The 25,839-nt window shown below is 63.9% G+C and carries 27 protein-coding genes; 11 read left to right on the top strand and 16 right to left on the bottom strand.

Going from position 1 to position 25,839, the window contains the following annotated elements; genetic code table 11:
* From AC1D1L_RS11465 to hemC, 4 genes are all read right to left on the bottom strand, one after another.
* Entirely contained in the window at nt 1-1,608 is a 1,608-nt protein-coding gene (locus tag AC1D1L_RS11465; RefSeq protein ID WP_477341311.1) for a heme biosynthesis HemY N-terminal domain-containing protein, read from the bottom strand.
* A 10-nt stretch (nt 1,609-1,618) separates the two neighbouring features.
* Nucleotides 1,619-3,124 (bottom strand): COG4223 family protein, encoded by a 1,506-nt coding sequence (locus AC1D1L_RS11470; RefSeq protein ID WP_477341313.1) that lies wholly within the window; start codon nt 3,122-3,124, stop codon nt 1,619-1,621.
* Between the two features lie 113 nt (nt 3,125-3,237).
* Nucleotides 3,238-3,951 (bottom strand): uroporphyrinogen-III synthase, encoded by a 714-nt coding sequence (locus tag AC1D1L_RS11475; RefSeq protein WP_477341315.1) that lies wholly within the window; start codon nt 3,949-3,951, stop codon nt 3,238-3,240.
* Nucleotide 3,952: 1 nt separating this feature from the next.
* A complete protein-coding gene (hemC, locus tag AC1D1L_RS11480) occupies nt 3,953-4,876 on the bottom strand; it encodes a hydroxymethylbilane synthase (protein WP_477341317.1) in 924 nt (307 codons plus the stop codon).
* Between the two features lie 120 nt (nt 4,877-4,996).
* On the opposite strand from hemC, the gene tsaD reads away from it, so the two are divergent.
* The 6 genes from tsaD (at nt 4,997) to AC1D1L_RS11510 (ending at nt 9,057) form a co-directional block, all read left to right on the top strand.
* A complete protein-coding gene (gene tsaD / locus AC1D1L_RS11485; RefSeq protein WP_477341474.1) occupies nt 4,997-6,082 on the top strand; it encodes a tRNA (adenosine(37)-N6)-threonylcarbamoyltransferase complex transferase subunit TsaD in 1,086 nt (361 codons plus the stop codon).
* Nucleotides 6,079-7,095, top strand: coding sequence for an NAD(P)H-dependent glycerol-3-phosphate dehydrogenase (locus tag AC1D1L_RS11490; RefSeq protein WP_477341319.1), 1,017 nt, complete (start codon nt 6,079-6,081; stop codon nt 7,093-7,095). The genes tsaD and AC1D1L_RS11490 overlap by 4 nt, the downstream gene beginning before the upstream one ends.
* Before the next feature lie 27 nt (nt 7,096-7,122).
* Nucleotides 7,123-7,419, top strand: coding sequence for a YciI-like protein (locus AC1D1L_RS11495; protein ID WP_436262310.1), 297 nt, complete (start codon nt 7,123-7,125; stop codon nt 7,417-7,419).
* 29 nt (nt 7,420-7,448) lie between these two features.
* Nucleotides 7,449-7,874 carry an EVE domain-containing protein gene (locus AC1D1L_RS11500; RefSeq protein WP_112621800.1) on the top strand — a complete coding sequence of 142 codons (426 nt, stop codon included), beginning with the start codon at nt 7,449-7,451 and terminating at the stop codon, nt 7,872-7,874.
* A complete protein-coding gene (locus tag AC1D1L_RS11505; RefSeq protein WP_477341321.1) occupies nt 7,829-8,527 on the top strand; it encodes a class I SAM-dependent methyltransferase in 699 nt (232 codons plus the stop codon). Before AC1D1L_RS11500 ends, AC1D1L_RS11505 begins: the two co-directional genes overlap by 46 nt.
* Before the next feature lie 107 nt (nt 8,528-8,634).
* A complete protein-coding gene (locus tag AC1D1L_RS11510) occupies nt 8,635-9,057 on the top strand; it encodes a DUF1761 domain-containing protein (RefSeq protein ID WP_477341323.1) in 423 nt (140 codons plus the stop codon).
* 25 nt (nt 9,058-9,082) lie between these two features.
* On the opposite strand, the gene gcvA is transcribed toward AC1D1L_RS11510, so the two are convergent.
* The gene (gcvA, locus tag AC1D1L_RS11515; RefSeq protein ID WP_477341325.1) at nt 9,083-10,033 is read right to left on the bottom strand and encodes a transcriptional regulator GcvA; all 951 of its coding nucleotides are present in this window, start codon (nt 10,031-10,033) and stop codon (nt 9,083-9,085) included.
* A gap of 130 nt (nt 10,034-10,163) precedes the next feature.
* On the opposite strand from gcvA, the gene AC1D1L_RS11520 reads away from it, so the two are divergent.
* Nucleotides 10,164-10,418 (top strand): hypothetical protein, encoded by a 255-nt coding sequence (locus AC1D1L_RS11520; RefSeq protein ID WP_477341327.1) that lies wholly within the window; start codon nt 10,164-10,166, stop codon nt 10,416-10,418.
* A 118-nt stretch (nt 10,419-10,536) separates the two neighbouring features.
* On the opposite strand, the gene AC1D1L_RS11525 is transcribed toward AC1D1L_RS11520, so the two are convergent.
* Nucleotides 10,537-11,073 carry a L,D-transpeptidase family protein gene (locus AC1D1L_RS11525; RefSeq protein ID WP_477341476.1) on the bottom strand — a complete coding sequence of 179 codons (537 nt, stop codon included), beginning with the start codon at nt 11,071-11,073 and terminating at the stop codon, nt 10,537-10,539.
* Between the two features lie 145 nt (nt 11,074-11,218).
* On the opposite strand from AC1D1L_RS11525, the gene AC1D1L_RS11530 reads away from it, so the two are divergent.
* Together AC1D1L_RS11530 and AC1D1L_RS11535 are read left to right on the top strand one after the other, a co-directional pair.
* Entirely contained in the window at nt 11,219-11,902 is a 684-nt protein-coding gene (locus AC1D1L_RS11530; protein ID WP_112561232.1) for a response regulator transcription factor, read from the top strand.
* 216 nt (nt 11,903-12,118) lie between these two features.
* Entirely contained in the window at nt 12,119-12,574 is a 456-nt protein-coding gene (locus AC1D1L_RS11535) for a cyclic nucleotide-binding domain-containing protein (protein WP_477341329.1), read from the top strand.
* A gap of 105 nt (nt 12,575-12,679) precedes the next feature.
* Here the strand turns inward: AC1D1L_RS11535 and AC1D1L_RS11540 are convergent, their stop codons facing one another.
* From AC1D1L_RS11540 to tesB, 7 genes are all read right to left on the bottom strand, one after another.
* Nucleotides 12,680-13,291 (bottom strand): GNAT family N-acetyltransferase, encoded by a 612-nt coding sequence (locus tag AC1D1L_RS11540; RefSeq protein WP_477341331.1) that lies wholly within the window; start codon nt 13,289-13,291, stop codon nt 12,680-12,682.
* Nucleotides 13,292-13,315: 24 nt separating this feature from the next.
* Nucleotides 13,316-14,122 carry an exodeoxyribonuclease III gene (locus AC1D1L_RS11545; RefSeq protein ID WP_477341333.1) on the bottom strand — a complete coding sequence of 269 codons (807 nt, stop codon included), beginning with the start codon at nt 14,120-14,122 and terminating at the stop codon, nt 13,316-13,318.
* 158 nt (nt 14,123-14,280) lie between these two features.
* Nucleotides 14,281-14,961, bottom strand: coding sequence for an outer-membrane lipoprotein carrier protein LolA (locus AC1D1L_RS11550; RefSeq protein WP_112561228.1), 681 nt, complete (start codon nt 14,959-14,961; stop codon nt 14,281-14,283).
* Between the two features lie 152 nt (nt 14,962-15,113).
* Nucleotides 15,114-17,780 (bottom strand): DNA translocase FtsK, encoded by a 2,667-nt coding sequence (locus AC1D1L_RS11555; protein WP_477341336.1) that lies wholly within the window; start codon nt 17,778-17,780, stop codon nt 15,114-15,116.
* Nucleotides 17,781-18,282: 502 nt separating this feature from the next.
* Nucleotides 18,283-19,713: an ammonium transporter gene (locus AC1D1L_RS11560; RefSeq protein ID WP_477341338.1), complete on the bottom strand. Its 1,431-nt coding sequence runs from the start codon at nt 19,711-19,713 to the stop codon at nt 18,283-18,285.
* A gap of 31 nt (nt 19,714-19,744) precedes the next feature.
* Nucleotides 19,745-20,083 (bottom strand): P-II family nitrogen regulator, encoded by a 339-nt coding sequence (locus AC1D1L_RS11565; protein ID WP_023670499.1) that lies wholly within the window; start codon nt 20,081-20,083, stop codon nt 19,745-19,747.
* A gap of 216 nt (nt 20,084-20,299) precedes the next feature.
* A complete protein-coding gene (gene tesB, locus AC1D1L_RS11570) occupies nt 20,300-21,175 on the bottom strand; it encodes an acyl-CoA thioesterase II (protein WP_477341340.1) in 876 nt (291 codons plus the stop codon).
* Nucleotides 21,176-21,289: 114 nt separating this feature from the next.
* Between tesB and AC1D1L_RS11575 the strand changes: the two genes are divergently transcribed.
* Complete coding sequence (locus AC1D1L_RS11575; RefSeq protein ID WP_477341342.1) at nt 21,290-22,546, top strand: ubiquinone biosynthesis hydroxylase; 1,257 nt, start codon at nt 21,290-21,292, stop codon at nt 22,544-22,546.
* 274 nt (nt 22,547-22,820) lie between these two features.
* On the opposite strand, the gene AC1D1L_RS11580 is transcribed toward AC1D1L_RS11575, so the two are convergent.
* Complete coding sequence (locus AC1D1L_RS11580; protein WP_477341344.1) at nt 22,821-23,351, bottom strand: hypothetical protein; 531 nt, start codon at nt 23,349-23,351, stop codon at nt 22,821-22,823.
* A gap of 260 nt (nt 23,352-23,611) precedes the next feature.
* On the opposite strand from AC1D1L_RS11580, the gene AC1D1L_RS11585 reads away from it, so the two are divergent.
* Entirely contained in the window at nt 23,612-25,219 is a 1,608-nt protein-coding gene (locus AC1D1L_RS11585) for a GMC family oxidoreductase (protein ID WP_477341346.1), read from the top strand.
* A gap of 38 nt (nt 25,220-25,257) precedes the next feature.
* On the opposite strand, the gene AC1D1L_RS11590 is transcribed toward AC1D1L_RS11585, so the two are convergent.
* Nucleotides 25,258-25,614 carry a YciI family protein gene (locus AC1D1L_RS11590; protein WP_477341348.1) on the bottom strand — a complete coding sequence of 119 codons (357 nt, stop codon included), beginning with the start codon at nt 25,612-25,614 and terminating at the stop codon, nt 25,258-25,260.
* On the bottom strand, nt 25,611-25,820 hold the full coding sequence (locus AC1D1L_RS11595; RefSeq protein WP_477341350.1) for a hypothetical protein: 210 nt from the start codon (nt 25,818-25,820) through the stop codon (nt 25,611-25,613). Before AC1D1L_RS11595 ends, AC1D1L_RS11590 begins: the two co-directional genes overlap by 4 nt.
* Nucleotides 25,821-25,839 lie beyond the last annotated feature (19 nt).

Genomic DNA, 25,839 nt, shown 5'->3' on the forward strand with positions numbered 1-25,839 from the left:
TCAAAACAGGCGGAACCGGCGTGGTGATTTCTCCGCTTCGTCTTCGGGGTCGACGCCGGGGTCGTCCGGCAACCGGATAACCTCCTCGGCCGGCTCGACTGCTTCGCTATCCGTCGGCACCGCAGCAAAAGCTGCGGCGGTGACCGGCGTGACATGGTCGTCGCCCACCACAGACTTCGGCTCAATCGGCGCCTCGCTGATCGTTCTGCCGACGGCCGGATGGTCGACAACCTTGGCCTCCTTTGCCGGCTTGGCCGGTGCCGCAAGCACCGGCACCTCGGCCCCAGGTGTTTCCTCATGGCTGTCGATGAGCTGGCCGAGCCGTTCCATCGGTGCGCGCCAGGTGAAGGCGTCGAGCTTGCCGCTGATCGGCGACACCGGCGCCCAGCGTTCGGAGACGACGCCGTCGGCAACCCAGGCCGGATCGCGCGGCGCCCGGACGGCCTTGGACAGCAATTGCCGGATCTTGCCCTGATCGCCGGTCTCGGCCTCCTCGATATCGGCCAGAAGCAGGTAGGCGCCTTCGCGACGGTCCATGCGGATCGCCGCTTCGGCCTCGCGGCGGGCGGTGGAAAAATCCTGCGCGTCGAGCGCGGCGCGTGCCACCGTCATCGACGATTCGGCGTTGTTACGCTTCAGCTCCTGCAGCTTTTTCGCCCGGTTCAGGCGGTCGACCACCGCATCGCCCGGCCTTGCATGCGTGTAGAGCTCGGCGATCTCCGGATGCGGCTCAGCTTTCCAGGCTGCCTCGAGTATCTTGGAACCTTTGCGGACGTCATTCTGCTTGAACAGAAGACTGGCCGCCGCAACCGCGGCCGGCGCGAAATCGGGCGCCAGCTTGTTGGCCTCGAGCGCCGCTGTCTTCGCCGTGTTAGGATCGCTGTCGGTCAGCGACTGCGCCTTGGCAGTCAAAAGCACGGCGCGGCGCCGGTTGGCGGCGTCGCGTTCGATCTGCCGGGTCGACTTCTGCGCCTCGACCAGTTTCAGAGCGCTATCCCAGTCACCGCGCCCGGTCAGGTCTTCGAGTGTCGATTCCGCGGCCCAGGCCAGTTGCGGCGCCACGGCAGCGGCGCGGCCGGCATAGTGGCGCGCTGCGTTGCGGTCGCCCAGCCGCTCGGCTTCGAGATAGAGCCCGCGCAAGCCGAGCAGCCGCATTTCGGGATCGTCGAGCATCGCCTCGAATTTCTCGCGCGCGCCCTCATGGTCGCCTTCGAGCAGCGAGGCCTGCGCTTCGAGCAGATGGATCAGCGGCTCCTGATCGGAGCGGATCAGCTTGGCCGCTTCCTTGGTCTTCTTGCGCGCCAGCGCGCCATCGCCGGCGCCGGCGGCGATCATGCCGGTCGACAGCGCCTGGTAGCCGCGGTCGCGGCGCCGCACGCGGAAATAGCGCGAAATCGTATAGGGGCTGTTCCACAGCGCCTTGATCAGCCACCAGACGATCATCACTGCTGCGACGACGGCAACGATCGCAACCGCCGCCACCATCAGGCTGACCTGATACTGATAGCCGTTGAAGGTGACGATCATCTCGCCGGGACGGTCGGCCAGCCAGGCAAAGCCCAGGCCGAGCGCGAAGACGGCGGCGATAAAGGTGAGAATGCGGATCATCGTGTCGTCCTCATGCCTTCATCGCGCCTGCAATCAGCGCGTCGACCTGCGTCTCGACCTCGATGCGCGCTTTCAGTTTGCCGGCAAAATCGGCGCCCGCGGCTTTCACCGCATCGGGCAGCGTCCGATACTCGCTGAGTGCCTTGGCGTAGTCGCCCTGATTGACCGCCACCTCCATGCGCGCCACGGTTTCCGGTGCACCGGCACCTTCGACGGCGCCGATCGGCCGCACCTTGACCAGCGATTCGGCGCTCGACAAAAGGTTCTGGAAGAAGCCGGCATTTTCGTCGACCGGCGTCGCCGCGGCGATCATCGCATTGGCCGCGGCATCTACCTCGCCGGCGATTTCGATGCGGGTGGGAACGCCTTTTTCGGCATAGGGACGCAACGCCGCAATCTGCGGCGCATCGGGCGAGATCGCTGCGAACGTCTCCAACTCGGCAGCGAATGGCGCGCCGCGATCGAGCGCCGACTTCAGCGCCGAAGCGGCGATGGCCATCGCGATCTTCGGCTGCGAGGCCTGCGCATCGACCTTGCCAGCGAGCTGCGTCACCGACTGTTCGAGCGCGGCGATCTTGGCCTCCTGCGCTTTGGCTGCCTCGCCGGCCGATTTCACGAGGGCGTCCAGACTCGAAAGCTTTTCGTTGAGGGGCGCGATATCGACCGGACCGCCGGCCTGGCCGAGGGCCGCGACCGCCGTCTCGATCTGCTTGACCTTGTCGCCAAGCGCGGCAAGCCCGGCATTGTCGCCGGCGCCGCCTTGCTCGACCGCCGATTTCAGCGATGCGACATCGGCCTTCACCTGGTCCAGAGTCGATGACAGCCCGTCCACCTTGGCCGTTGCGGCGCCGCTGCCGCTGGCTTCCCTGAGGTCGGCGATTTCGCTCTTCAGCGAGGCGATCTCGCCATCGACGCCGTCGAGCGAGACCGTGCCACCGCCCGAACCCGGAGCGCCGAGCACGCCGGCAAACTGCAGCCCGCCGGCGGCGGCCAGCGCGATGACACCGCCAATGATGCCGGCGGCAATGCCGTTGGAACGCTTCGGCTGCGCTGCCATGGGCTGGCTCCTCACCTCGGCTGTATCAGGCGTTTCCTTAGATGCACCCGGCTTGGGCGAGGCATCCTCGAAACTGTAATCGGAGGTCCTGGCGTGCGACGGCGCGTCCGAGGCGGCGGGATAAGGCCTTTCCGGTTCGCCGGACACCTTGGCACCGGTGCTCTCCGGCGCGGCCTGCGCCGCGGCGTCGGAATGCTCCCACGGCTCGAGATCAGCTTGGTCAGCATGAACCGGCTCGTCAGGCGTCTCCGGCTGTGCATCGGTCGTGGCAGCCGCCTCCTCGTGCATGACCGATTCGGCCGAGGTCCCGGTCGCATCGGGGCTAGGGGATGCCCCCACATCGCCATCCGCCTTGGCGGCATCCGCATCGACGATGCGCGAGACGGCGCCGGGTTCGAGCTCGATGGTCACCGGCTCGCGGCGGCTTTTCGAATGTCGCATCTTCGGCGTCTTGACCATGCCTGGGCTCCGCAAATCCTGCTTCGTCTCAACGCCTGACGGCGCGTGATGGTTTAAAAAATGGTCTAGCACATCACCAAGCGGTGAAAAGGGGCGGCGTGATGACACGGGGGTCAGGGGCCCGCACGCAACAGCTCAAGCAACGCCTCCTCCTGCGGTTCCCGGGCAATCACTATTTTTTTGCCGGCGGCATTGCCGAAGGCAGCTGCTATGCGCTCGGACAGGGCAAAAATCCGCGCCTTTCCAAGGAGATCGCCCAATTCCGCCCGCTTGGCCAAGGCCTGCAACGCTGCCGCCCCCTTGGCCGAATAGAGCAGCACCGCATCAACCGCCTGACCGGACAGGCGCGCACGGATTTCATCATCGGAATAGTTCAGTGAGACAGTGTCGTAGGTTTCGATGGCGCGGACCTCGACACTGGCCTGTCGCAGCCGCGCCTCGAAAGCCGGAAACCGCACGCGTCCCGTGAGATAGACGATTGCCTTGCCGAAAACGCCGGCGGCAATCGCTTCGGCCAGTTTCTCGGCGTCGCCCGGCCCTTCGTGGACCGACAAAAACCCAACCGCGCGCGCCGCTTCAGCCGTCCTTGCGCCGACGGCATGGCAAGGCAAGGCGGCAAGCGCCGCGATGAGCTCTTTAGGCGTATGGCGCACGGCATTGGCGCTGGTGATCGCGACGGCCACGGCATTGTCGCCTGCTGCGCTAGCATCGACCGGCAGGGCTACGGTTTCGGTCAATGGCAGAAGGATCGGCTCAAATCCCAGCCCCTGCAACCGCCGCATGGTGCGCGACGCCCCGGGTTGCGGCCGCGTCACCAGGACACGCATATCAGACCCAGCCGTCGAAGAAGGTTTCGCCGGCCTTGGCCCGCACCGTTTTGGCGGCGTCCATGCCGATACGGGCGGCATCCTGCGCCGGACCCTCGGCCTTAACCTCATGCGATTGCGTGCCATCTGGCGAAATGATCAGCCCGGCGAAGGTGAGCGTGCCGTCCGCTATCGTGGCATAGCCGGCGATCGGCGTGCGGCAGGAGCCGTCGAGTGCCGCCAGAAAGGCGCGCTCGCAGGCCAGCGCCTGGCCCGTCGGCACATCATGGATGGCGGTCAGCATCTGTTCCACGGCGCTGTCGCCGATGCGGGTTTCGATGCCGATCGCGCCTTGTCCCGGTGCCGGCGGAAAAGCGTCGAGCGGCATCAGATCGGTGACGACATGGCCGAGCCCCAGCCGCTTCAGCCCGGCATGGGCGAGGATGGTGCCTTCGGCGACGCCTTCCTCCAGCTTGCGCAGCCTGGTCTGCACATTGCCGCGGAACATCACCACGTCGAGGTCCGGCCGCATGCGCCGGATCAGCGCCTGGCGCCGCAGCGAGGACGAGCCAACCTTGGCTCCCTGCGGCAGGTCGATGATCCTTTTCACCGCCTTGCCGATAAAGGCATCGCGCGCGTCCTCGCGCGGCAGGAAGGCGGACAGCTCAAGCCCATCCGGCAACACCGTCGGCATGTCCTTGGAGGAATGCACAGCGATATCGATCGCCCCGGCCAGCAACGCCTCTTCGATTTCCTTTGTGAACAGGCCCTTGCCGCCGGCTTCCGACAGCGGCCGGTCCTGGATGCGGTCGCCGCTGGTCGAGATGACGACCACCTCGAAGGCTTCCGCCGGCATGCCATGCGCTGCCATCAGCCGCGCCTGCGTCTCATGCGCCTGGGCGAGCGCGAGCGGGCTGCCGCGTGTTCCGATTTTCAAAGTTTGCATGGCGCGCGGTCCGTGATAACCCCCGGCTGGCTTTGCGTTTCCGGCACTCTCCCTAACGAGGCCCGCCTCTACTATCTAGGAAAGTCCGGCGACACAATCTCTGGAGACAGCGACGAATTGATCCGCGTTCTGGGCATTGAGACGAGTTGCGACGAGACCGCCGCCAGCGTGGTGACGTTGGACGGCGCTTCCGCGCCGGTCATTGCGTCCAACATCGTGCTCAGCCAGATCGAGGAGCACGCCGCCTTTGGCGGCGTCGTGCCGGAGATCGCCGCGCGCGCCCATGTCGAGGCGCTGGACGGGATCGTCGAGGCAGCCCTTGCCGATTCGGGCACAACGCTTGCCGACATCGACGCCATTGCCGCCACCGCCGGGCCTGGTCTGGTCGGCGGGCTGATCGTTGGTTTGATGACGGCCAAGGCGATAGCCGCGGCCGCCGGCAAGCCGCTGATCGCCATCAACCATCTCGAAGGCCATGCGCTGACCGCAAGGCTGACCGAGGGGCTCGACTTTCCCTATCTGCTGCTGCTGGTCTCCGGCGGCCACACGCAAATCGTCGCCGTGCGCGGCGTCGGCGACTACCAGCGCTGGGCGACGACCATCGACGACGCGCTCGGCGAAGCTTTCGACAAGACGGCGAAAATGCTCGGCCTGCCCTATCCCGGCGGGCCGAATGTCGAGAAGGCGGCAGCAACGGGCGATGCGACCCGCTTTGCCTTTCCACGGCCGATGAAAGGCTCGGCGCAGCCCGATTTCTCCTTCTCCGGTTTGAAGACCGCCGTGCGCCAGGCGGCGACCGCCATCCAGCCGTTGAGCGAGCAAGATGTCGCCGATATCTGCGCCTCGTTCCAGGCGGCGGTGGCCGATGCGCTGGGCGACCGCGTTGCCCGTGCGCTGGCCCGCTTTCGCCAGGAATTTCCGGACAAGGCCATGCCCTCGCTGGTCGTTGCCGGCGGCGTCGCCGCCAATCGCACGATCAAGGCGACGTTGCACAAGCTGTGCGCCGAGGCCGGCTTTGCCTTCGTCGCACCGCCGCTGAAACTGTGCACCGACAATGCGGCGATGATCGCCTGGGCCGGCATTGAGCGGCTGCGGGCTGGGTTGTCGCAAGAGAACGGTTTCGATTTCGTGCCGCGTTCGCGCTGGCCGCTGGACAGCATTTCGGCGCCGATGGTCGGCTCCGGCCGGCGTGGAGCGAAAGCATGACCGGCAGCAAGGCAAGCGACAGGGACAAGACCGGCTGGCGCGTCGCCGTGCTCGGAGGCGGCGCCTGGGGCACTGCGCTGGCGCTGGCCATGCTGCGCGCCGGCCACGATGTCCGGCTCTACGCCCGTGATGAAGAAACGGTCGCCGCCATCCACCGCGGTGAGAACCCGCGCTATCTCCCCGGCATCGCCATCGAGCCCGGCATCGCGGCGACGAGCGATATTGGCGCTGCGCTGACTGATGCCGATTGCGTGCTGGCCGTGGCGCCGGCGCAGGCGTTGCGCGCCATCCTGACGACAGCGAAACCCCATGTGACGCAAGGCATTCCGCTGGTTCTCTGCGCCAAGGGCATTGAGCGCGACACTGGCGCCCTGCTGTCGGCAATCGTCGCGGACATTTTGCCGGAAACCCCGGTCGCAGCCTTGTCCGGCCCAAGCTTCGCCGCCGATGTCGCCAGGGGCCTGCCGACCGCTGTCGTGGTCGCGGCTCGTGATGACGCCCTTGCGGCCGAGCTTGCCGCCCGCTTTTCGGCGGAAAACCTGCGCTGCTATTCCAGCGACGATTTGATCGGCGTCGAGATCGGCGGCGCGCTGAAGAATGTCTTTGCCATCGCCGCCGGTGCCGTCACCGGTGCCGGGCTCGGCGCCAGCGCGCAGGCCGCCATGGTGACGCGCGGTTTCGTCGAACTGCGCCGCATCGGCGCGTCCTTCGGTGCAAAACCGGAGACGCTGATGGGGCTTTCCGGCCTCGGCGATTTGCTGCTGACCTGCTCGTCCGCCCAGTCGCGTAATTTCGCCTACGGCTTGGCCTTGGGACAAGGCAAGCCCTTGGCCGGCCTGCCGCTCGCCGAAGGCGTGCCGACGGCGGCGATCGCCGCCCGCATCGCCACCGAGCGCGACATCGACGCGCCGATCATAACTGCGGTGTCGGCGATACTGGACGGCACGATCACCATACGGCAGGCTGTGTCCGCCCTGATGACGCGGCCGTTGAAGACCGAAGCTGATATCTGATCTCGGACAAACCGGAGTTTTGAAAGCATGCTGTTTGCGTTGATTTGCAAGGACAAGCCCGGCAGCCTGCAGGTGCGCGTCGACACGCGGCCCGCCCACGTCGCCTTTCTCGAGGGCTTGAACACCGACAGGACATTGGCCTTTGCCGGTCCGTTCCTCGATGCCGACGGCAAGCCGAACGGCAGCCTCGTCGTCGTCGAGGCCCCGGATCTGGCCGGTGCGCAGGCGCTGTCGGCCGCCGACCCCTATGCCAAGGCAGGGCTGTTTGAAACCGTCGAAATCCGCCAGTGGAACTGGACCTTCAACAAGCCGGCGGCTAGTTAATTCGGGCTACGCCAAGGAGGAGCAAAGACATGAACTACTGGCTGTTCAAATCCGAACCTTCGGTCTTTTCCTTCGAGGCGCTGAAGGCCAAGGGCAAGGCCGGCACGCAATGGGACGGCGTGCGCAACTATGCGGCGCGCAACAACATGAAGGCGATGCAGATCGGCGATCTCGGCTTCTTCTACCATTCCAATGAGGGGCTGAACGTCGTCGGCATTGCCGAGGTCTGCGCGCTTGCCCATCCCGACAGCACCACCGACGATCCGCGCTGGGAGTGTGTCGACATCCGCGCCTTCAAGGACGTGCCGAACCCGCCGACACTGGAACAGGTCAAGGCCAACCCGAAGCTCGCCGAGATGGCGCTGGTCAGGCTCGGGCGGCTTTCCGTACAGCCGGTGACTCCGGCCGAATGGAAGGAAGTCTGCCGCATGGGCGGCCTGACGCCCGCTCCGTGACGGTCCTCACGCCGAATAGCGCGAAAAAGTTCATTCTCGACAACACGGCTCTGATGACGCCGCCGCACGTGCCGGAAATTTTTCTGCGCCTTGCCGATGAGGCGCATGACCTCTGGCAGCGAACCGAGGACGAGTTGACCGAAATCGGGTTGCCGCCACCGTTCTGGGCCTTTGCCTGGGCCGGTGGCCAGGGTCTTGCCCGCTATATCCTCGACAACCCGTCTGAAGTGCGCGGCAAACGTGTGCTCGACTTCGCTTCCGGCTCCGGGCTTGTCGCCATCGCCGCCGCCAAGGCCGGTGCTGCACAAGTGATCGCCACCGACATCGACCCGTTCTGCGAAACGGCGATCCGCCTCAATGCCGAAGCCAACGGCGTTGCCATCGAATTTTGCGGCACCGACTGCATCGGCACCGATGCCGGCTGGGATGTGGTGCTGGCCGGCGACGTCTTCTACGACAGATCCTTCGCCGACACGCTGATGCCGTGGTTTTCGACACTGAAGGCGCGCGGCGCCGACATCCTCGTCGGCGATCCCGGCCGCTCGTACATGCCGAAGGCAGGACTGGAGCCGCTGGCCGTCTACGAAGTGGCGGTGACGCGGGCGCTGGAGGATGCCCTGGTCAAGCGCACCACGGTGTGGCGCTTCGCTTGACGGCGCTGCCGACAGGCATTCCATCGCGGGATTGATTTGAGAATACGCATGTCGTTATCCCAAGACCGCTCAACACTTTTGGGCGACATGCTCGAGGGGAGGACTTTATGGATTTTTCAGCAGTGAACTGGCTGGCGGTCGTTGTCGCGGCCGTGGTGGCGTGGCTGTTCGGAGCCGTCTGGTACATGGCTTTGAGCAAGCCGTGGCTGAAGGCGGCCAAGCTCGATCCGGCGACGATGAGCAAGTCGAAGCTGCCCTTCCTCATCTCCTTCATTGCCGAACTCATCATGGCTGCGGTCTTCGCCCTGGTTGTCGGCGCGATGACCGGCGGCGAGCCGACCCTTGTCGCCGGCCTGGTCTTCGGTTTCGTCCTCTGGCTCGGCTTCGTCGCCACCACGCTGACAGCCAACCATCGCTATGAGAATTTCGGCTGGGACCTGACCCTCATCGACGGCGGCCACTGGCTCGGCGTGCTGCTGATCATCGGCGCTGTCATCGGCTGGTTCGGCGCACCGGTCGTCCCCGGCTGAAGCCCTTTCCAGAGTCGAGACTGACCTACAGCTCGTCCCAGGCCCGGCGCGTCGGGTCCGGTTGCGGGTTGTGGACTTCGCCCAGGATCCAGTCCTTGAACGCGATGATCCTGGCGTCGTTTGCCGACCCTGCCGGATAGACCAGGAAATAGGCGAATTCGGCCGCCACCTTGAGGCCGAGTTCGAACGGCCGCACCAGCCGTCCCTCCGACAGGTCGTTCGCCACCATGGCGAAGTCGGCGAGCGCCACCGCATTGCCATCGAGCGCCGCCTGCACCGCATCTGACGAAGAGCCGAAAACGATGGTCCGGCTGTCATCAAAATCGTCGATGCCGGCCGCCGCCATCCACATGCGCCAGTTCGGCCAGGTCACGCCTTGCCGCGCCCAGACGATATGGGCAAGCGTGTGCCGGAACAGATCGCGCGGCTCGCGCAGCGGGGGACCGGAGGTCAGCAAAGCGGGGCTGCAGACCGGAATGATGATGTTGTCGAACAGCCGGTGGCTGACGATGCCCGGATATTTCCCGGTGCCGAAGCGAATGCCGATATCGACGTCATCGCGATCGAAATCGCGCACCTCATAGGTGATGTCGAAGCGAAGTTCGATCCCGGGCTGATGCTTGCGGAAATCCTCGACACGCCGCATCAGCCACTTGGTCGCAAACTGCGGGTCGAGCGTAATTTTCAGGAGCGCCATGCCGCGCGTCATCTTTTGCGCCCGCGAAACGGCCCGGTTGAGCAGGTCGAGCGCATCGATCGAAGCCTCGAACAGCACCGTGCCCGATTCCGTCAGCCGGATGGTCCGGCTGGTGCGGGTGAACAGCACGATGCCGAGCTGATCCTCGATCTCCTTGATCTGGTGGCTTACCGCCGCCGGCGTCAGCCCGAGTTCGTCCGCGGCCCGGGTGAAATTGAGGTGCCGGGCCGCCGCTTCCAGCGTCCTCAAGGCACGGGTTCCAGGCAGCAGGCGGGCCAATCGATCTCCAAATAAAACTTGATGATATGGAGAAAACTACTCGTTTCTCCTTTGTCTTTCAATCCGACATGATGGGCGCAATCGAAACACCATCAAACCGGATTTGATATCCGGAGGAACGGATCACACCATGTCCACCGTCGCTTTTCATTCATCGATTGCCCGGCCGTCTTGGCTGCGCGCCGTGCTCGACTGGCTTCGTCACGCCAGGGTCGCGATCCACCTCACCCAGCAAAATGTCGTCCACCAGGACGTCGAGGATCTCTCCGATCGCGAGCTGCGCGACATTGGCGGCGAACGCAAGGATGTCGCCCGCGCCATGGACCGGGAGTTGGGCAGGCTGGGACTACTGGATATCGGCTGGCAGAGGAATAAGCAGTGGTGAATAGGCAGTAGGCAGTAGGGAAAAATGAGACGGCACCGACACCCGGCCCTACTGCCTACTGCCTACTGCCTACTGCCTACTGCCTACTGCCTACTGCCTACTGCCTACTGCCTACTGCCTACCTAACCACCCTCACCACCGTCCTGTCCGAAATCAGCGGCAACAGTCGCGCCATCGTCCGCGCGGTTACCGCCACGCAGCCTTGCGTCGGCGTGAAGCCGGGACGCGCCAGGTGGAAGAAAATGGCGCTGCCGCGCCCGCGCCGGCGCGGCGCCATGTTCCAGTCGAGCACCAGGCAGGCATCGTAGAGGCGGTCGTCGCGCCGCATCCGCTCATGGCTGGCGCCGTAGGGGATTTTCACCGGCCGGTTGTAATTGCGGTCGTCCGGCACCTCGCACCAGCCGAGATCTGGGCCGATCGGGGCCATTGCCAGCCGGGTTTTGCGGGCCGCCGGAAAATGATCGCCCCGAAAATATCCCGATAGAATCCGCATCTCGCCAAGCGGCGTCGCGCCATCGCCCTCGCGCTTGTTGGCGGAGATGCCGCCGCGTCCGAGCGCGCACGCGAACACCTTGCTGCCGGCCTGCAAAATCCCTTGGCTTGGGTTGCCGGGCCTCGCCCGTACCACCAGCACCCGCAGCCCTTTAGGCAAAATTGCGCCGGCTGCATTGCGAACGCGTTTTTTCTTGTATGATCGTGTCACGGAACAAATCACTGTGATCGGACTGTTGCGCCGGTCAGCTTCCGCATAAATGGGGGTCGGTCAACTGAAAATTCTTTTCAAAACAACGGATTGATCCATGACATCACGTACCATTCTTATCGTTGACGACGATGATGACCTGCGCGGAACCCTCGTCGAGCAACTCGCCCTTTACGAAGAATTCGACGTCCTGCAGGAAGCGACCGCCGCCAAAGGTGTTGCTGCTGCGCGCGGTGGGCTCATCGACCTGCTCATCATGGATGTCGGCCTGCCCGACATGGATGGCCGCGAGGCGGTGAAGATCCTGCGCAAGGGCGGCTACAAGGCGCCGATCATCATGCTGACCGGCCACGACACCGATTCCGACACGATTCTGGGCCTCGAGGCCGGCGCCAACGACTATGTCACCAAGCCGTTCCGCTTCGCCGTGCTGCTCGCCCGTATCCGCGCGCAACTGCGCCAGCACGAGCAGAGCGAGGACGCCACCTTCTCGGTCGGTCCCTATACGTTCAAGCCCAGCCAGAAGCTTCTGATCGACCAACGCGGCGCCAAGGTGCGGCTGACGGAGAAAGAGGCCTCGATCATCAAATATCTCTATCGCGCCGACCAGAAGGTGGTAACGCGCGACGTCTTGCTCGAGGAAGTGTGGGGCTACAATTCCGGCGTCACCACGCACACGCTGGAAACCCATGTCTACCGGCTGCGCCAGAAGATCGAGCGCGATCCTTCCAATGCTGAAATTCTTGTGACAGAAAGCGGCGGCTACAAGCTGGTTCCTTAAACATTTCATTATTCAATAGGCGGTCGGGGCGGGACTGTTTCGGGTACGATCCGGCTGGAGGGGCCTGGATCGACCCGCGCATCGGCCCAAAATCGATTCGGTTTTGGGGAAGAACGCTGCGCAGATTGAAAATGTTGGAGCGTCTTTGCGCGACCAGGAGGACGCGCGGCGCTCTAAGGGAGGGATTGGACTGACCGTTCGGGGACGCAGCTAGAGATGGCGTTGGATGACGACATCCGCATCCTGTCCGCCGTGAAGCTCTTTGAGGGTTTCACGCAGGAACAGCTGCGCCTGCTCGCCTTCGGCGCCGAAGCCACGCATCTGCAGGCCGACCACAAGCTTTACCGCGAAGACGACGAGGCCGATTCGGCCTATATCGTGGTCAGCGGCCGCATCGTGCTCTATCGCGAGCAGAATGGCGAACGCATCCCGATCGGCAAGGCCGGCCCTGGTACGATGCTGAGCGAACTGGCATTGATCGCCGACACCAACCGGCTGACCAGCGCGTCGGCCGAGATCGATTCGGAAGTGATCCGCCTCAGCCGCAAGATGTTCCGCCGCATCCTCGAAGAATATCCCGACGTGGCGGTGAAACTGCACCAGCGCATCCTCGAGGATTTCCAGTCCATGATCGCACGCATCGAAAAACTGGCTCCGCGGTTTGGCGAGTAGGCTAATGCATATCGCCCACAAGTGCGCAGCGGTTTTGGGACAACGACATGCATCAAAACAAAGACTTAAGGCGCGTTGCCTGAATCCGTTTCAATGCGACGCGCTTTAACTGCTGTCTCGAACGGGTTTTGGCCTGAACAGGCACCAGAATGGCTTCCCGGGCGCAAGTTCACCTTGGCCCAGGAGTCGAAACCCGCAACGCTCGTAGAAAGCCAAATTCTTGCGTTGTGCGGTTTCGAGAAACGTCCCTGCCGAGACGGGATCTCCTTCGGCAAGATCGCAATAGGCCTTGATGAGCGCGCCGCCAGCCCCCTTTCCCTGCATTGAAGGGTGAACGCCCAAGACCCCAAGATAGAAATGCGGTTCCTGCGGCTTGTATTTCTCGCTGATGGCGTCAGCTCGCTCGAAGCGCGAAGCCATCGATGCCTGCCTTTGCTGGAGCAGAGCCCATCTCTCCTGGTGAGCCGGAAGCCATTCAGGCCGCTGCGTATCATAGCCCATCACCGCACCAAGGATGCGACCCTCGCTCTTTAACAGCAGCACAGGCATTCCAAGCGCCAGGCGCGCCGCCATCAGGATCGAGAAGAACTCCGTCACCAGGTCCTGACGCTGCGGAGGATCGAAGAAAAAACTCATCTGCGGATCATCGGCAAAGGCAGCCGCCAGACAGTCGGCCGCCGATGTCACATCCGGCTCCCGTGCTGCCACTATCTCCATTCAACGACCCCTTTGGCTCGCGGCCTAATCCAGATCAAACCGCGCAATCACCGGCACATGGTCCGATGGTCGGTCCCAGCCGCGTGCGGTGCGCAGGATTTCGTAGCCGGCAAAACTTGGCACCAGGTTCGGTGACGACCAGACATGGTCGAGCCGGCGGCCGCGGTTGGACGCCTCCCAGTCCTGCGCGCGATAACTCCACCAAGTGTAGAGCTTTTCCTCCACCGGCACGTTGAGCCGCATCAGGTCGACCCAGTCGCCGGCGACCCGCATCGCTTCGAAATTTTCGGTCTCGACCGGCGTGTGGCTGACGACGTTGAGCAATTGCTTGTGCGACCAGACATCATGCTCCAGTGGCGCGATGTTGAGGTCGCCGACCAGGATCGAGGCGGATGCCTCGTCATGCGCGGCGCGGATGGCATTCATCTCGTCGACGAAGTCGAGCTTGTGGCGGAATTTACGGTTGATCTCCGGATCGGGCTCGTCGCCGCCGGCCGGCACATAGAAATTGTGGATGAGGATCGCCTTGCCGCCGGCCTGCACTTTCACCGACAGATGCCGACTGTCGTCGATCTCGCAGAAGCGCCGCTTTTCGACCACCTCGATCGGCCGCCGCGCCACCGTCGCCACGCCGTGATAGCCCTTCTGGCCATGGAAGGCGATGTACTCGTAGCCCGCCTTGCGGAAGGCTTTTTCCGGAAACAGCTCGTCGGGAACCTTCGTCTCCTGCAGGCAGAGCACATCAGGCGCCTGCTCCGCCAGCAGGCGCTCGACGATCGGCATGCGCAGGCGCACGGAGTTGATGTTCCAGGTGGCGATGGAAAAGGGCATGCAGGAGTCCGGTCCGAGGCAGCGAAAATCCCGCCGGGACAGCCCGACAGGACATTATGCCTATGAAATTGGTCCTGGAACTACTGCCAGCCACACGATCTAAAAACAAGCAGGCGTAAACCGCCAACGGCAGGAGGAATGCCCGCAGCGGCAGAACACTATCTGGTCTTGGTGTTCAGCTCGCGGTTCGCCGTATAATCGATGGCAAAGGTATCCGCAGGGAAACTGACGCCTTCCTTGGTGTTGTAGATCATCACCGTGGTGTCCTTGCCCTGTGCGTCGGTGATGGTCCACTGGCGCAGATCATAGGATTTCGGATCGAACATCATGGTGATCTTCGAATTGCCGAACACCGATTTGTCGGCGAGCTGGATGGTGGTGAGGTCGCTCTCTTCCTTGATCGATTTGACGCGCCCGCCGGAGAGGTCGATCCGGTTGTCGAGCAACAGCTTCAGCGGCGTCTTCGACAGCGGATAGAGATCGGACGTGTTCAGCCGCTTGTTGAGGATGACCACCGACTTGCCGTCGGAAATCACCCGGAAATTCGACTTGCCCTCATAGTTGAAGCGGATTTTGCCCGGCCGCTCGAGGAAGAACTTGCCGCCGGTCTGCTGGTTGTTGGGCCCGAACTGGACGAACTCGCCGCTCATCGATTTGACCGAGGAGAAGTGGTCGGCGATCTTTTGCGCCGTCGGCGGCACCGCCGCCTGCGCAGAGGCCAGAAGCTGGAACCCCGGCATGACATTGACGGCCGCGGCGCCGGCAAGAACCAGGCCAAGGCCGAGCAGCTGGCGGCGGTTTGGAGCGAAATCGCTGAGCGCGGAAGGATCGTTTTTCATGCCGGTCACTCTCGTGTGGTGTGTGTCTCGTTGCAGTCCGTGGACCCCCAGTTAGACTTAAGTTTGGCGGCCGAACGGCACTCTGTCGCTTGAACGCGCCAAAAGGTTCAAGGTTGCCGCCGGGCGGTCTTTGCCCCGGCGCTATTGCCCAATCAGAATTTGTCGTCCTCCGTCGGCACCAGAATCTCGCGTTTGCCGGCATGGTTGGCCGGGCCGACAATGCCTTCCTTCTCCATCTTCTCGATGATCGACGCGGCACGGTTGTAGCCGATGCCGAGCCGGCGCTGGATATAGCTGGTTGACGCCTTGCCGTCGCGCAGCACCACGGCCACCGCCTGGTCGTAGGGATCGTCGGAATCCTCGAAATTACCGCCACCGCCGCCACCGCCCTTGCCTGACGGCTCGTCGTCATCGTCTTCGCCGTCATCTTCGGTGATGGCGTCGAGATATTCGGGCACGCCCTGCAGCTTCAGATGCGCGACGATCCTCTCGACCTCATCATCGGAAACGAACGGGCCGTGCACGCGCTGGATGCGGCCGCCGCCGGCCATGTAGAGCATGTCGCCCATGCCCAGCAGCTGCTCGGCGCCCTGCTCGCCCAGAATGGTGCGGCTGTCGATCTTCGACGTCACCTGGAAGGAGATGCGGGTCGGGAAATTGGCCTTGATGGTGCCGGTGATGACGTCGACGGACGGGCGCTGGGTGGCCATGATGACATGGATGCCGGCGGCGCGCGCCATCTGCGCCAGGCGCTGCACCGCGCCTTCGATGTCCTTGCCGGCGACCATCATCAAATCGGCCATCTCGTCGATGATAACGACGATATAGGGCATCGGCTCGAGGTCGAGATTCTCGGTTTCGTAGATCGCCTCGCCGGTCTGCCGGTCGAAGCCGGTCTGCACGGTGCGCGAGATTTTTTCGCCCTTCTTCTCGGCCAATTGCACGCGGGCGTTGAAACCGTCGATGTTGCGCACGCCGACCTTGGACATCTTGCGGTAGCGGTCTTCCATCTCGCGCACGGTCCATTTCAGCGCCACCACCGCCTTCTTCGGATCGGTGACGACCGGCGTCAAAAGGTGCGGGATGCCGTCATAGACCGAGAGTTCAAGCATCTTCGGATCGATCATGATCAGCCGGCAGTCTTGCGGAGTCAGCCGGTAGAGCAGCGACAGGATCATGGTGTTGATGGCGACCGATTTGCCGGAGCCGGTGGTGCCGGCGACCAGCACGTGCGGCATCTTGGCGATGTCGACGATGACCGCCTCGCCATTGATGGTCTTGCCCAGCGCCAGCGCCAGCTTGGCCTTTGTCGTTTCGAAGTCGCGGCTGGCCATGATCTCCCTGAGATAGACGGTCTCGCGCTTGGCATTCGGCAGTTCGATGCCGATGGCGTTGCGGCCGGGCACCACGGCGACGCGGCAGGCGATGGCGCTCATCGAACGCGCGATGTCGTCGGACAGGCCGATGACGCGCGACGATTTGATGCCGGGCGCCGGTTCCAGCTCATAGAGCGTGACCACCGGACCGGGCCGGACGGCGATGATCTCGCCTTTGACGCCGAAATCTTCCAGCACACCTTCGAGCAGGCGCGCATTCTGCTCCAGCGCGTCCTTGGAGAGGCTGGCGTCGCGCACCACATTCTTCGGTTCCGACAGGAAATGCAGCGACGGCATTTCGAACGTTTCCGAGCCGATCAGCGAGGTCTGCGCCTCGCGCTGAACGCGGGCGCCAGGAGCGGGACGCGGCGCAGGTGCTGCAACACGGGTCGCCGCATCGGAGCGGAAGTTCTGCACCTTGGCATTCGGCGCGGCACGGCGTTGGACCGCCTCGTCGTCGAGATCGGCCTCTTCGTCACCATTGTCGAACCCGGCATCGAGGACGTCGTCATCGTCCGGATCGACGGAAACGCTGCGGTCATTGACCATGGCGGCGAAGAATTCCGGCTCGACGCGGGCTCGGCCATCCGGGCTCATCCGCGCTTCGGCGAATTCCGCCGATTCGACCCGTTCGGCGGCACGGCGCCATGCGGTGGAGCGCTGCTCCATCTCCGGTTCGTACTCGTCGCGCTCCTGCTGGCGACGTACGGCGCGGCGGTGCATCCACGCGCGGAAGGAGAGCCACCAGTGCGTAATTGCGCCGAGCGCCAATATCCCTTCATCGCCCTCGTCCTCGTCTTCGTCGAAGAGCAGGTCGTCCTCTCGGGGATCGGACTCGGCAGTGCGCTCCATGACGGCAAAGCCGTTCTTGCGCGCAATCAGCGCCGAGCCATAGGCAAACAGCCACAGCGCCGGCGCGATGAGCAGTATCGCAATGATGCTGGCAACGAGGCCGGTCGGGTAGCCGCCAATGAGCAGGCCGGGGACGTTGAGCACCATGTCGCCGAACACGCCGCCGAGGCCGGTCGGCAGCGGCCAGGTCTTGGGCGGCACCACGCAGCCGGCCATCGCCGCTGCAAGCAGCGCGAAGCCGAACCAGGCGAGGCCGCGCTTCGGCAGCCTGTCGACGCCACGCGCCGAAAACAGGAGAAAGCCCCAGATCACCGCCGGCACCAGCGCGGCGACCGCCGCAAGGCCGAAGAACTGCATGGCGAGGTCGGAGAACACCGCGCCCGCATAGCCCATGGCGTTGGTGACGATGTTGTCGGTGGCGTGCGAGAAGCTTGGATCGGCGACGTTCCAGGTGGCCAGCGCCGCGACCCCAAAGGCGACCAGCACAAACAGGCCGGCGCCGACTAGCCGCCCGACCTGGCGCCGCGCGAATGCCTGGATGCCGTGCCCCGTATCGGTCAGCGCGAGCGGTGCTGAAGCCCCTGAACGCATGCTCTTCCCCGTCTGTTTTTGCCTGGCCGGGCGCATGACGCACCCCGGCAGATTCGAACGCCAGACTATCGGGGGGAAGGTTAAGGCCGCATTAACTATAAGGCCGTGGGCAACGATCTTGCACAGAGCGCGCCACGGCCGTTTCGACTCATGCCTGCTGCGACAAAGGGATGCCAGCGGTGACACGGGACAGTTTTTCACGCTTTGACAGCGTCGGCTTCTCGTAGGCTTTTTTCATGGTGAGACGTCCTGTTCGAGTGAGGTCGCGAATCTCGCGATCTTCCACGAGGTGCCACACCGGTCCGGCGCTTGCATCCCCCGCGCGGGGGACGCCGGGCCATCCCTTGCGTCGATCATCGGTTGGCGCCGCCGAGCGCCCGGATGACGGTATTGCAAAAAAAGAGGCCCGGAATGACCCGGGCCTCAAAGCGTGAGCCCTTTTCGGGAGCGTCACGACGGGATGGGAGAATGCGGGGGCGGCCGAGGCCGCCCCCGGGAAGGCTTACGAGTGATAGGCCGCTTCGCCATGCGAGGTCAGGTCGAGGCCTTCGCGCTCGGCGTCGGCCGTCGGCCGCAGACCGATGATCAGGTCGACAATCTTGTAGAGGATGGCGCTGCCGATGCCCGACCACAGCAGGGTCACCAGGACGCCCTTGCCTTGCGCCAGAAGCTGTGTGGCCGTGCCGGCATAGCCGGCGGCGAAGTCGGCGGTCGAATAATCGACGATGCCGGCGCCGCCGAGGGCGGGATTGACCAGTATGCCTGTGCCGAGCGCACCGATGATGCCACCGATGCAATGGACACCGAAGACATCGAGGCTGTCGTCATAGTCGAACGTGTTCTTCACCACCGAGACGAAGAAGTAGCAGACGAAGGTGGCGACGATGCCAAGCACGATGGCACCCATCGGGCCGGCAAAACCGGCCGCCGGCGTGACCGCGACGAGGCCGGTGACCGCGCCCGAAACAGCGCCGAGCATGGAGGCTTTGCCGCGTAGCAGCGATTCAAGCACGATCCAGGTCACTGCCGCCGCCGCCGTGGCGACGAAGGTGTTGATCATGGCCAGCACCGCATAGGCGTTCGCTTCGAGGTTCGAACCGGCGTTGAAGCCGAACCAGCCGACCCACAGCAGCGAGGCGCCGACCATGGTCAGCGTCATCGAGTGCGGCGCCATGATGTCCTTCTTGTAGCCGATACGCTTGCCGATCATCAGCGCGCCGACGAGGCCGGCAATGCCCGCATTGATGTGAACGACCGTGCCGCCGGCGAAATCGATGGCGCCGAGGCTGAAGATCAGGCCGGACGGGTCGGCATAGGCGCTCGGGCCCCCCCAGAACCAGACCATGTGCGCGATCGGGAAGTAGATGACCGTCACCCAGAGGATAACGAAAAGGATCAAGGCGGAGAATTTGACGCGTTCGGCGAAGGCGCCAACGATCAGGGCCGGCGTGATGCAGGCGAAAGTCATCTGGAAGACGACGAACACCAGTTCAGGAATGGCGACGCCCTTGCTGAAGGTTTCCGACAGCGTCGACACATTGACGCCGGAGAGAAACATCTTGGAGAGGCCGCCGACGAAGGCGTTGCCCGGGGTGAAAGCGAGGCTGTAGCCGTAGAAAACCCAGATGATCATGACCACGCTGGTGATGGTGAAGACCTGCATCAGCACCGACAGCATGTTCTTGGTGCGAACCAGGCCGCCGTAGAAAAGCGCAAGGCCGGGAATGGTCATCAACAGCACCAGCACGGTGGAGATCATCATCCACGTGGTGTCGCCCTTGTCGACGGTAAAGGCCGGCGCCGCTGGCGCTGCCGCGGCGACGGCGGGTGCCGCTTCCTGCGCCAAGGCAGCAACCGTGCCCAATGCTCCGAGCGCGAACGAGCCCAGCAGCGCGGAGCGCGCCACTGTCTTCAAGGTGGAAGGAATATTCATTGAACTCTCCATTGGAATACGTGTTCGCCGCTTAGAGCGCGTCGGTGTCTGTTTCGCCGGTACGGATGCGTACCGCCTGATCGATGCCGAAGACGAAGATCTTGCCGTCGCCGATCTGACCGGTCTTGGCCGCCGCCGTAATGGCTTCGACGGCCTTGTCGACCAGGTCGGTGCTGACCGCGACTTCGATCTTGATTTTCGGCAGGAAACTGACCGCGTATTCCGCCCCGCGATAGATTTCCGTGTGTCCCTTCTGACGCCCGTAGCCTTTGACTTCGGTGACGGTCAGGCCCTGGATGCCGACGGCGGTGAGCGCTTCGCGCACCTCGTCGAGCTTGAACGGCTTGATGATTGCCATCACGATTTTCATAAGGTTTCACCCTTTGCTGTTGCGGTCCCCCGCGTTTTACACCTTCACCGATCCCAAAGAGCCGGAGAGTGCCCGACAGGATTCAAGCTCCGTGCCAGTTGCCGAAGCAGTGTTTTAACTCATTGTAAACAAACGGATTGACCGGGCCGCAGCAGCGCGGTGCACATTGTCACCGGACAGTCACTGATTAAAAAATGGGCAATTTTTAGAAAATGCCTATTCGGCAGGCGGACGCTTCAGGCGGATCAGGCCTTCCTGGGCAACCGAGGCGATCAGCGTGCCGTCACGGGCAAACAACGAGCCGCAGGTGAAGCCGCGCGACCCTTGCGTCGACGGGCTGTCCTGCGTGTACAGGATCCAGTCGTCGAGCGGATGGCTGCGGTGGAACCACATGGCGTGGTCGAGGCTCGCCGCCTGGATGTCGCGGTCGAAAATGGCGCGGCCGTGCGCAAAGGTCGAGGTGTCCAGCAACGTCATATCCGAGAGGTAGGCAAGCACCGCAGCCTGTATGCCGCGGTCGGCCGGCACCGGGCCGGTGGTGCGGATCCAGATGTTCTGCTGCGGCTCCAGCTTTTCGCGGCTGGTGTAGTGTTTCAGCATCACCGGCTTCATCTCGATCGGGCGGTCGCGCTCCCAGTAGCGCCTGATGCCTTCCGGCACCGCCTCGCCGAATTTGCCCAGCAATTCGCGCTGCGACAACAGGCTGTCGGGCGCCGGCACGTCGCGCGGCATTGGCAATTGATGCTCGAGGCCGACCTCGTCCTGCTGAAACGAGGCTTCCAGCGAAAAGATCGCCTGGCCGTGCTGGATCGCCACCACGCGGCGCGTGGTGAAAGAGCCGCCGTCGCGGATGCGGTCGACCTCGTAGACGATCGGCACCTTGGTGTCGCCCGGCCGCATGAAATAGCCGTGCAGCGAATGCACATGGCGCTCGGGCTCGACCGTGCGCTGCGCGGCGACCAGCGCCTGGGCGATGGTCTGGCCGCCGAAGACGCGCTGCCAGTCGAGCTTTGGGCTGCGACCACGGTACAGATTGTGTTCCAGCTGCTCGAGGTCGAGAATGCTGAGAAGCTCGTCCATGGCCGCTGTCATGCTTCGTGACCTCGCCTTAAAGATGCTATGGCGGTTTCGGACAGGAATGGCGGGCAGTCAAGGCCGCAATGTCCCCGTGGAGGCAGGACGGTCATGGCTTCGAAAGGAATTGACATGGCAGACCGCAAGACGGACACAAAAAACTCGCTCGATGTGCTGATCGCCGGCGCCGGTTATGTTGGCCTCGCCGCCGCCGTGTCGCTGAAACAGGCGCGGCCGAACCTGGCCGTTGCCGTCGTCGATGCAGCCCCAGCCGGCGTTTGGCAGAAGGACGGCCGCGCCTCGGCGATCGCCGCCGCCGCTTGCCGCATGCTCGACCAGCTCGGCGTCTGGCAGGAGATCGTCGGCCACTCGCAAGCCATCACCGAAATGATCATCACCGATTCCCGCACCGCCGATCCGGTGCGCCCGGTGTTCCTCACCTTCGACGGCGAGGTCGCGCCGGGCGAACCGTTCGCCCACATGGTCGCCAACCGGGATCTGAACGGCGCCTTGCGCCGCCGCGCGCAAAAGCTTGGCATCGATATCATCGAAGGTGTCGCGGTCAGCGCCTTCGACACGAACGGCGCCGGCGTCACCGTGCATCTGGCCGACGGCGCGACGCTCAAAGCGCGGCTGCTTGTCGCCGCCGACGGCGTCAATTCGAAATTGCGCGACATGGCTGGCATCAAGACGGTGAAATGGGAATATGGCCAGTCCGGCATCGTCTGCACGGTGGCGCATGAGCGCCCGCACAATGGCCGCGCCGAGGAGCATTTCCTGCCCGCCGGCCCGTTTGCCACTTTGCCGCTGAAGCCGACCGAGGACGGCACCAACCGTTCATCGCTGGTCTGGGTCGAACGCTCCGAAGATGCCGAAAAACTGGTTTCGGGCGACGACCTCGTCTTCGAGCATGAGCTGGAACTGCGCTTCGGCCTCAAGCTCGGCGAGATCCGCGTCACCGACAAGCCACGCGCCTGGCCGCTCGGCCTGACCATCGCGCGCGCCTTCGTCGCCCCGCGCATCGCGCTTGCCGGCGACGCCGCCCACGGCATCCACCCGATTGCCGGCCAGGGCCTCAATCTCGGCTTCAAGGATGTGGCGGCGCTGGCCGAAGTGATTGTCGAGGCCGATCGCCTTGGGCAGGACATCGGCGCGCTCGACGTACTCGAGCGCTACCAGCAATGGCGCCGCTTCGACACCGTGCAGATGGGCGTCACCACCGATGTGCTGAACCGGCTGTTTTCCAACGACATCGGCCCGCTGCGCCAGCTCCGTGATATCGGCCTCGGCCTCGTCGAACGCATGCCCCGGCTGAAGGAGTTCTTCATCCGCCAAGCGTCGGGGCTGTCGGGCGACACGCCACGGCTATTGAAGGGCGAGACGATCTGAAGCCCTCACGGTGCGAGCGACAGATTATCGAAGGTCAGCGCCGCCCCTCATTGCCCTGCCGGGCATTTCTCCCCGTATAGGGACGGGGAGAAATGGCTTACCGCACCCTCGGCACTATTTCTTGCAACGCTGGAGATTAGCGAAATCATCGATGAGAGCGACCCCTCTCCCCGTCACTATACGGGGAGAGGATGCCGGCAGGCAGGTGGGGGCAGCGCCAACGATTGCAGGTGGATTGAACCCCAAGCAACCGACCTGAATATCAGGCACACCCTCAGTTCACCTCGAACCCCAGCTTTTGCCGCAGCCGCAGCATGCGCTGATCGGCGACCTTGAACTTCTGCTCGCCACCTTGCGCGACGCGGTTCAGCATCTGCAGCAGATCTTCCCGCTCGTGCGGATCGAGGCGCTCGCGCAGGAAAGGCGCCAGCTTGTCGATGACGATGGTCGTGTCGTCGATCTGCGCCGAGGCCCACTTGGCGTAGACGACGGCCTCGTCGGTTTTCTTCTGGTTCTCGGCAATCTGCGAAATCACTTCGCGGATGATGGTTTCGCGCTTCGGCAGGATCGGGCCGTGCTCCGCAGCCATGGCAGTGATCAGCGTTGCCGCCGCCACGACCGGGTCGTCGATCGCCGTCAGCGGCGACAGCGCCGCCTGCTTGCGCAGCTTCTTGCGGCGGATGTTGCCCTGGACGCGCCCGACGACATCGGCGACCTCGCGCGCGGCGTCGTTCATGGCCTTCATGCGGTACCACCAGAACGCCGCCGCTCCCAGCACGCCGAGAAGAGCAATCAGAAAAGGCATGTCGAAAATTCCCCCAAAATCCCGGCGACGATAAGAGAACTCCGACGTTGCTTCAACACGCAAGAATTGCGGCTGGTTAAGAAACACAGCTGCTTCCCTCAAGCTTCCACACTCCGAAGGTCCCGGGCCTCGCGCCGCCCTCGTCCGGACCCAGCGATGCGGAATCACTACAACAGGCGTTATCGCGCCTATTGCAGCCTCGCCGATACGCTGCGATCGTTCTGGGCCGAACAGGCCGCAGGACCGAGTAGAACACCGCAATGACCCAACGGCTCGATGGCGACTACGACTACATCATCGTCGGCGCGGGCACCGCCGGCTGCGTGCTGGCCAACCGCCTGAGCGAAAACCCGGCGACACGCGTGCTTTTGCTCGAGGCCGGCGGCAGCGACAACTACCACTGGGTGCATATCCCCGTCGGCTATCTCTATTGCATCGGCAATCCGCGCACCGACTGGATGATGAAGACAGCGCCCGAAGCCGGCCTGAACGGCCGCTCGCTGGTCTATCCCCGTGGGAAGGTGCTGGGCGGCTGCACCTCGGTCAACGGCATGATCTACATGCGCGGCCAGGCGGCGGACTATGATGGCTGGCGGCAGATGGGCAATGTCGGCTGGGGTTGGGACGACGTGCTGCCCTACTTCCTCAAATCCGAGGACCACCATGGCGGCAAGACCAGGCTGCATGGCGCCGGCGGCGAATGGAAAGTGGCGCGGCAACGCCTGTCTTGGCCGATCCTCAACACGGTGCAGGAAGCCGCGAAGGAATTCGGCATCATGCCGCGCGAGGATTTCAACGACGGCGACAATGAGGGCTCCGGCTTCTTCGAAGTGAACCAGAGCAAGGGCGTGCGCTGGAACACGACCAAGGCGTTCCTGCGCCCGGTGCTGCGGCGGCCCAACCTTCGGCTGGTTGTCAACGCGCATGTCGAGAAGGTGCTGTTTGACGGCAAGCGCGCGATCGGCGTCCGCTATCTCACCGGCGGCGAAGCCATCGAGGCAAAGGCCGGAAGTGAGGTGCTGCTGACGGCAGGCTCGATCAACACGCCGAAACTGCTCGAGCTTTCCGGCGTCGGCCAGCAGGATCGCATCGCCGCACTCGGCGTCGACGTGGTGCACGCCAGCCCCGATGTCGGCGAAAACCTGCAGGACCACCTGCAGATCCGCACCGTCTACAAAGTGTCGTCGGCGCTGACCCTCAATACCCTTGCCAACAGCCTGACCGGCAAGGCGCGCATCGCGCTGCAATATGCCTTTGCCCGCTCGGGGCCGATGTCGATGGCGCCGAGCCAGTTCGGCATGTTCAGCAAATCCGATCCGTCGATGGCGACGCCGGACCTGGAATACCACGTCCAGCCGCTGTCGACGGACCGGCTTGGCGACCCGCTGCATCCGTTCCCGGCGATCACCATGTCGGTCTGCAATCTGCGGCCCGACAGCGTCGGCTCGGTGCATGCCACGACACCAGAACTCGCCGTGCAGCCGGAGATCCGGCTGAATTATCTCTCGACGGTACGTGACCGCGAGATCGCGCTGCGCTCGGTACGCCAGGCACGCTCGATCATGACCGCCAAGGCGCTTGAAGCCTTCCATCCGGAAGAAATCCTGCCCGGTCTCGCGCACCAGTCCGACGATGATTTGCTGCACCAGATCGGCTCGATCGCGACGACGATCTTCCATCCGGTCGGGACCTGCCGGATGGGCGTCGACGACCGCGCCGTGGTCAGCGCGGACCTGCGCGTGACCGGTCTCGAAAGCCTGCGCGTCATCGACGCCTCGATCATGCCGCGCATCGTTTCCGGCAATACCGCCTCGCCGGTGGTGATGATCGCCGAAAAGGCAGCCGACATGATCCGCCGACCAGCGTGAGTCTACCCACGCGCGGCCGACGAAGCGCTCCGTCCTTCTTATGACCCTGGCACGTCGTAGATCGCCCGCACCTCGATGATACCGATTTCGGCCAGAGGAATCTCGCCGGCGATCTCCAGCGCCGCGTCGAGATTATCGGCCTCGATCATGACGAAGCCAAGCAATTGCTCCTTGGTTTCGGCGAAGGGGCCGTCCGTGATCAACCGCTTGCCCTGGCGCCGCCGGACCGTCTTCGACGTTTTCACCGACTGCAGTGCCTGCGCGATGATCAGCTTGCCTTGCTGATCCAATGACCGGTCATAGGCCATCGAATCGGCGTCGAGCTTCGCCAGACGCTGTGGCGTCATGGCATGGAGGTCTTTTTCCTCGCCGTAGACCAGACAGACATATTTCATTTCCAGCTCCCTTGATCGGACGAACCATAGGCGATCAGCGTGCCGGTTGCAGCCTTGCCGGCGGAGACGTGGTCGAGCACGCAGACCGCAAGACCGATGATGGCGATCGCCAAAAGCAGCCGGCCGAAGCCGGAAGGTCGCGAGCAATCGATGTCTTGCGGCCTTCCGCCGGGGCCGTTCCAATGGGCAGAAAACAGATTGTTCATGGGTACCTCCATCCGCCAC

The organism is Mesorhizobium sp. P2_D6, from assembly GCF_056404315.1.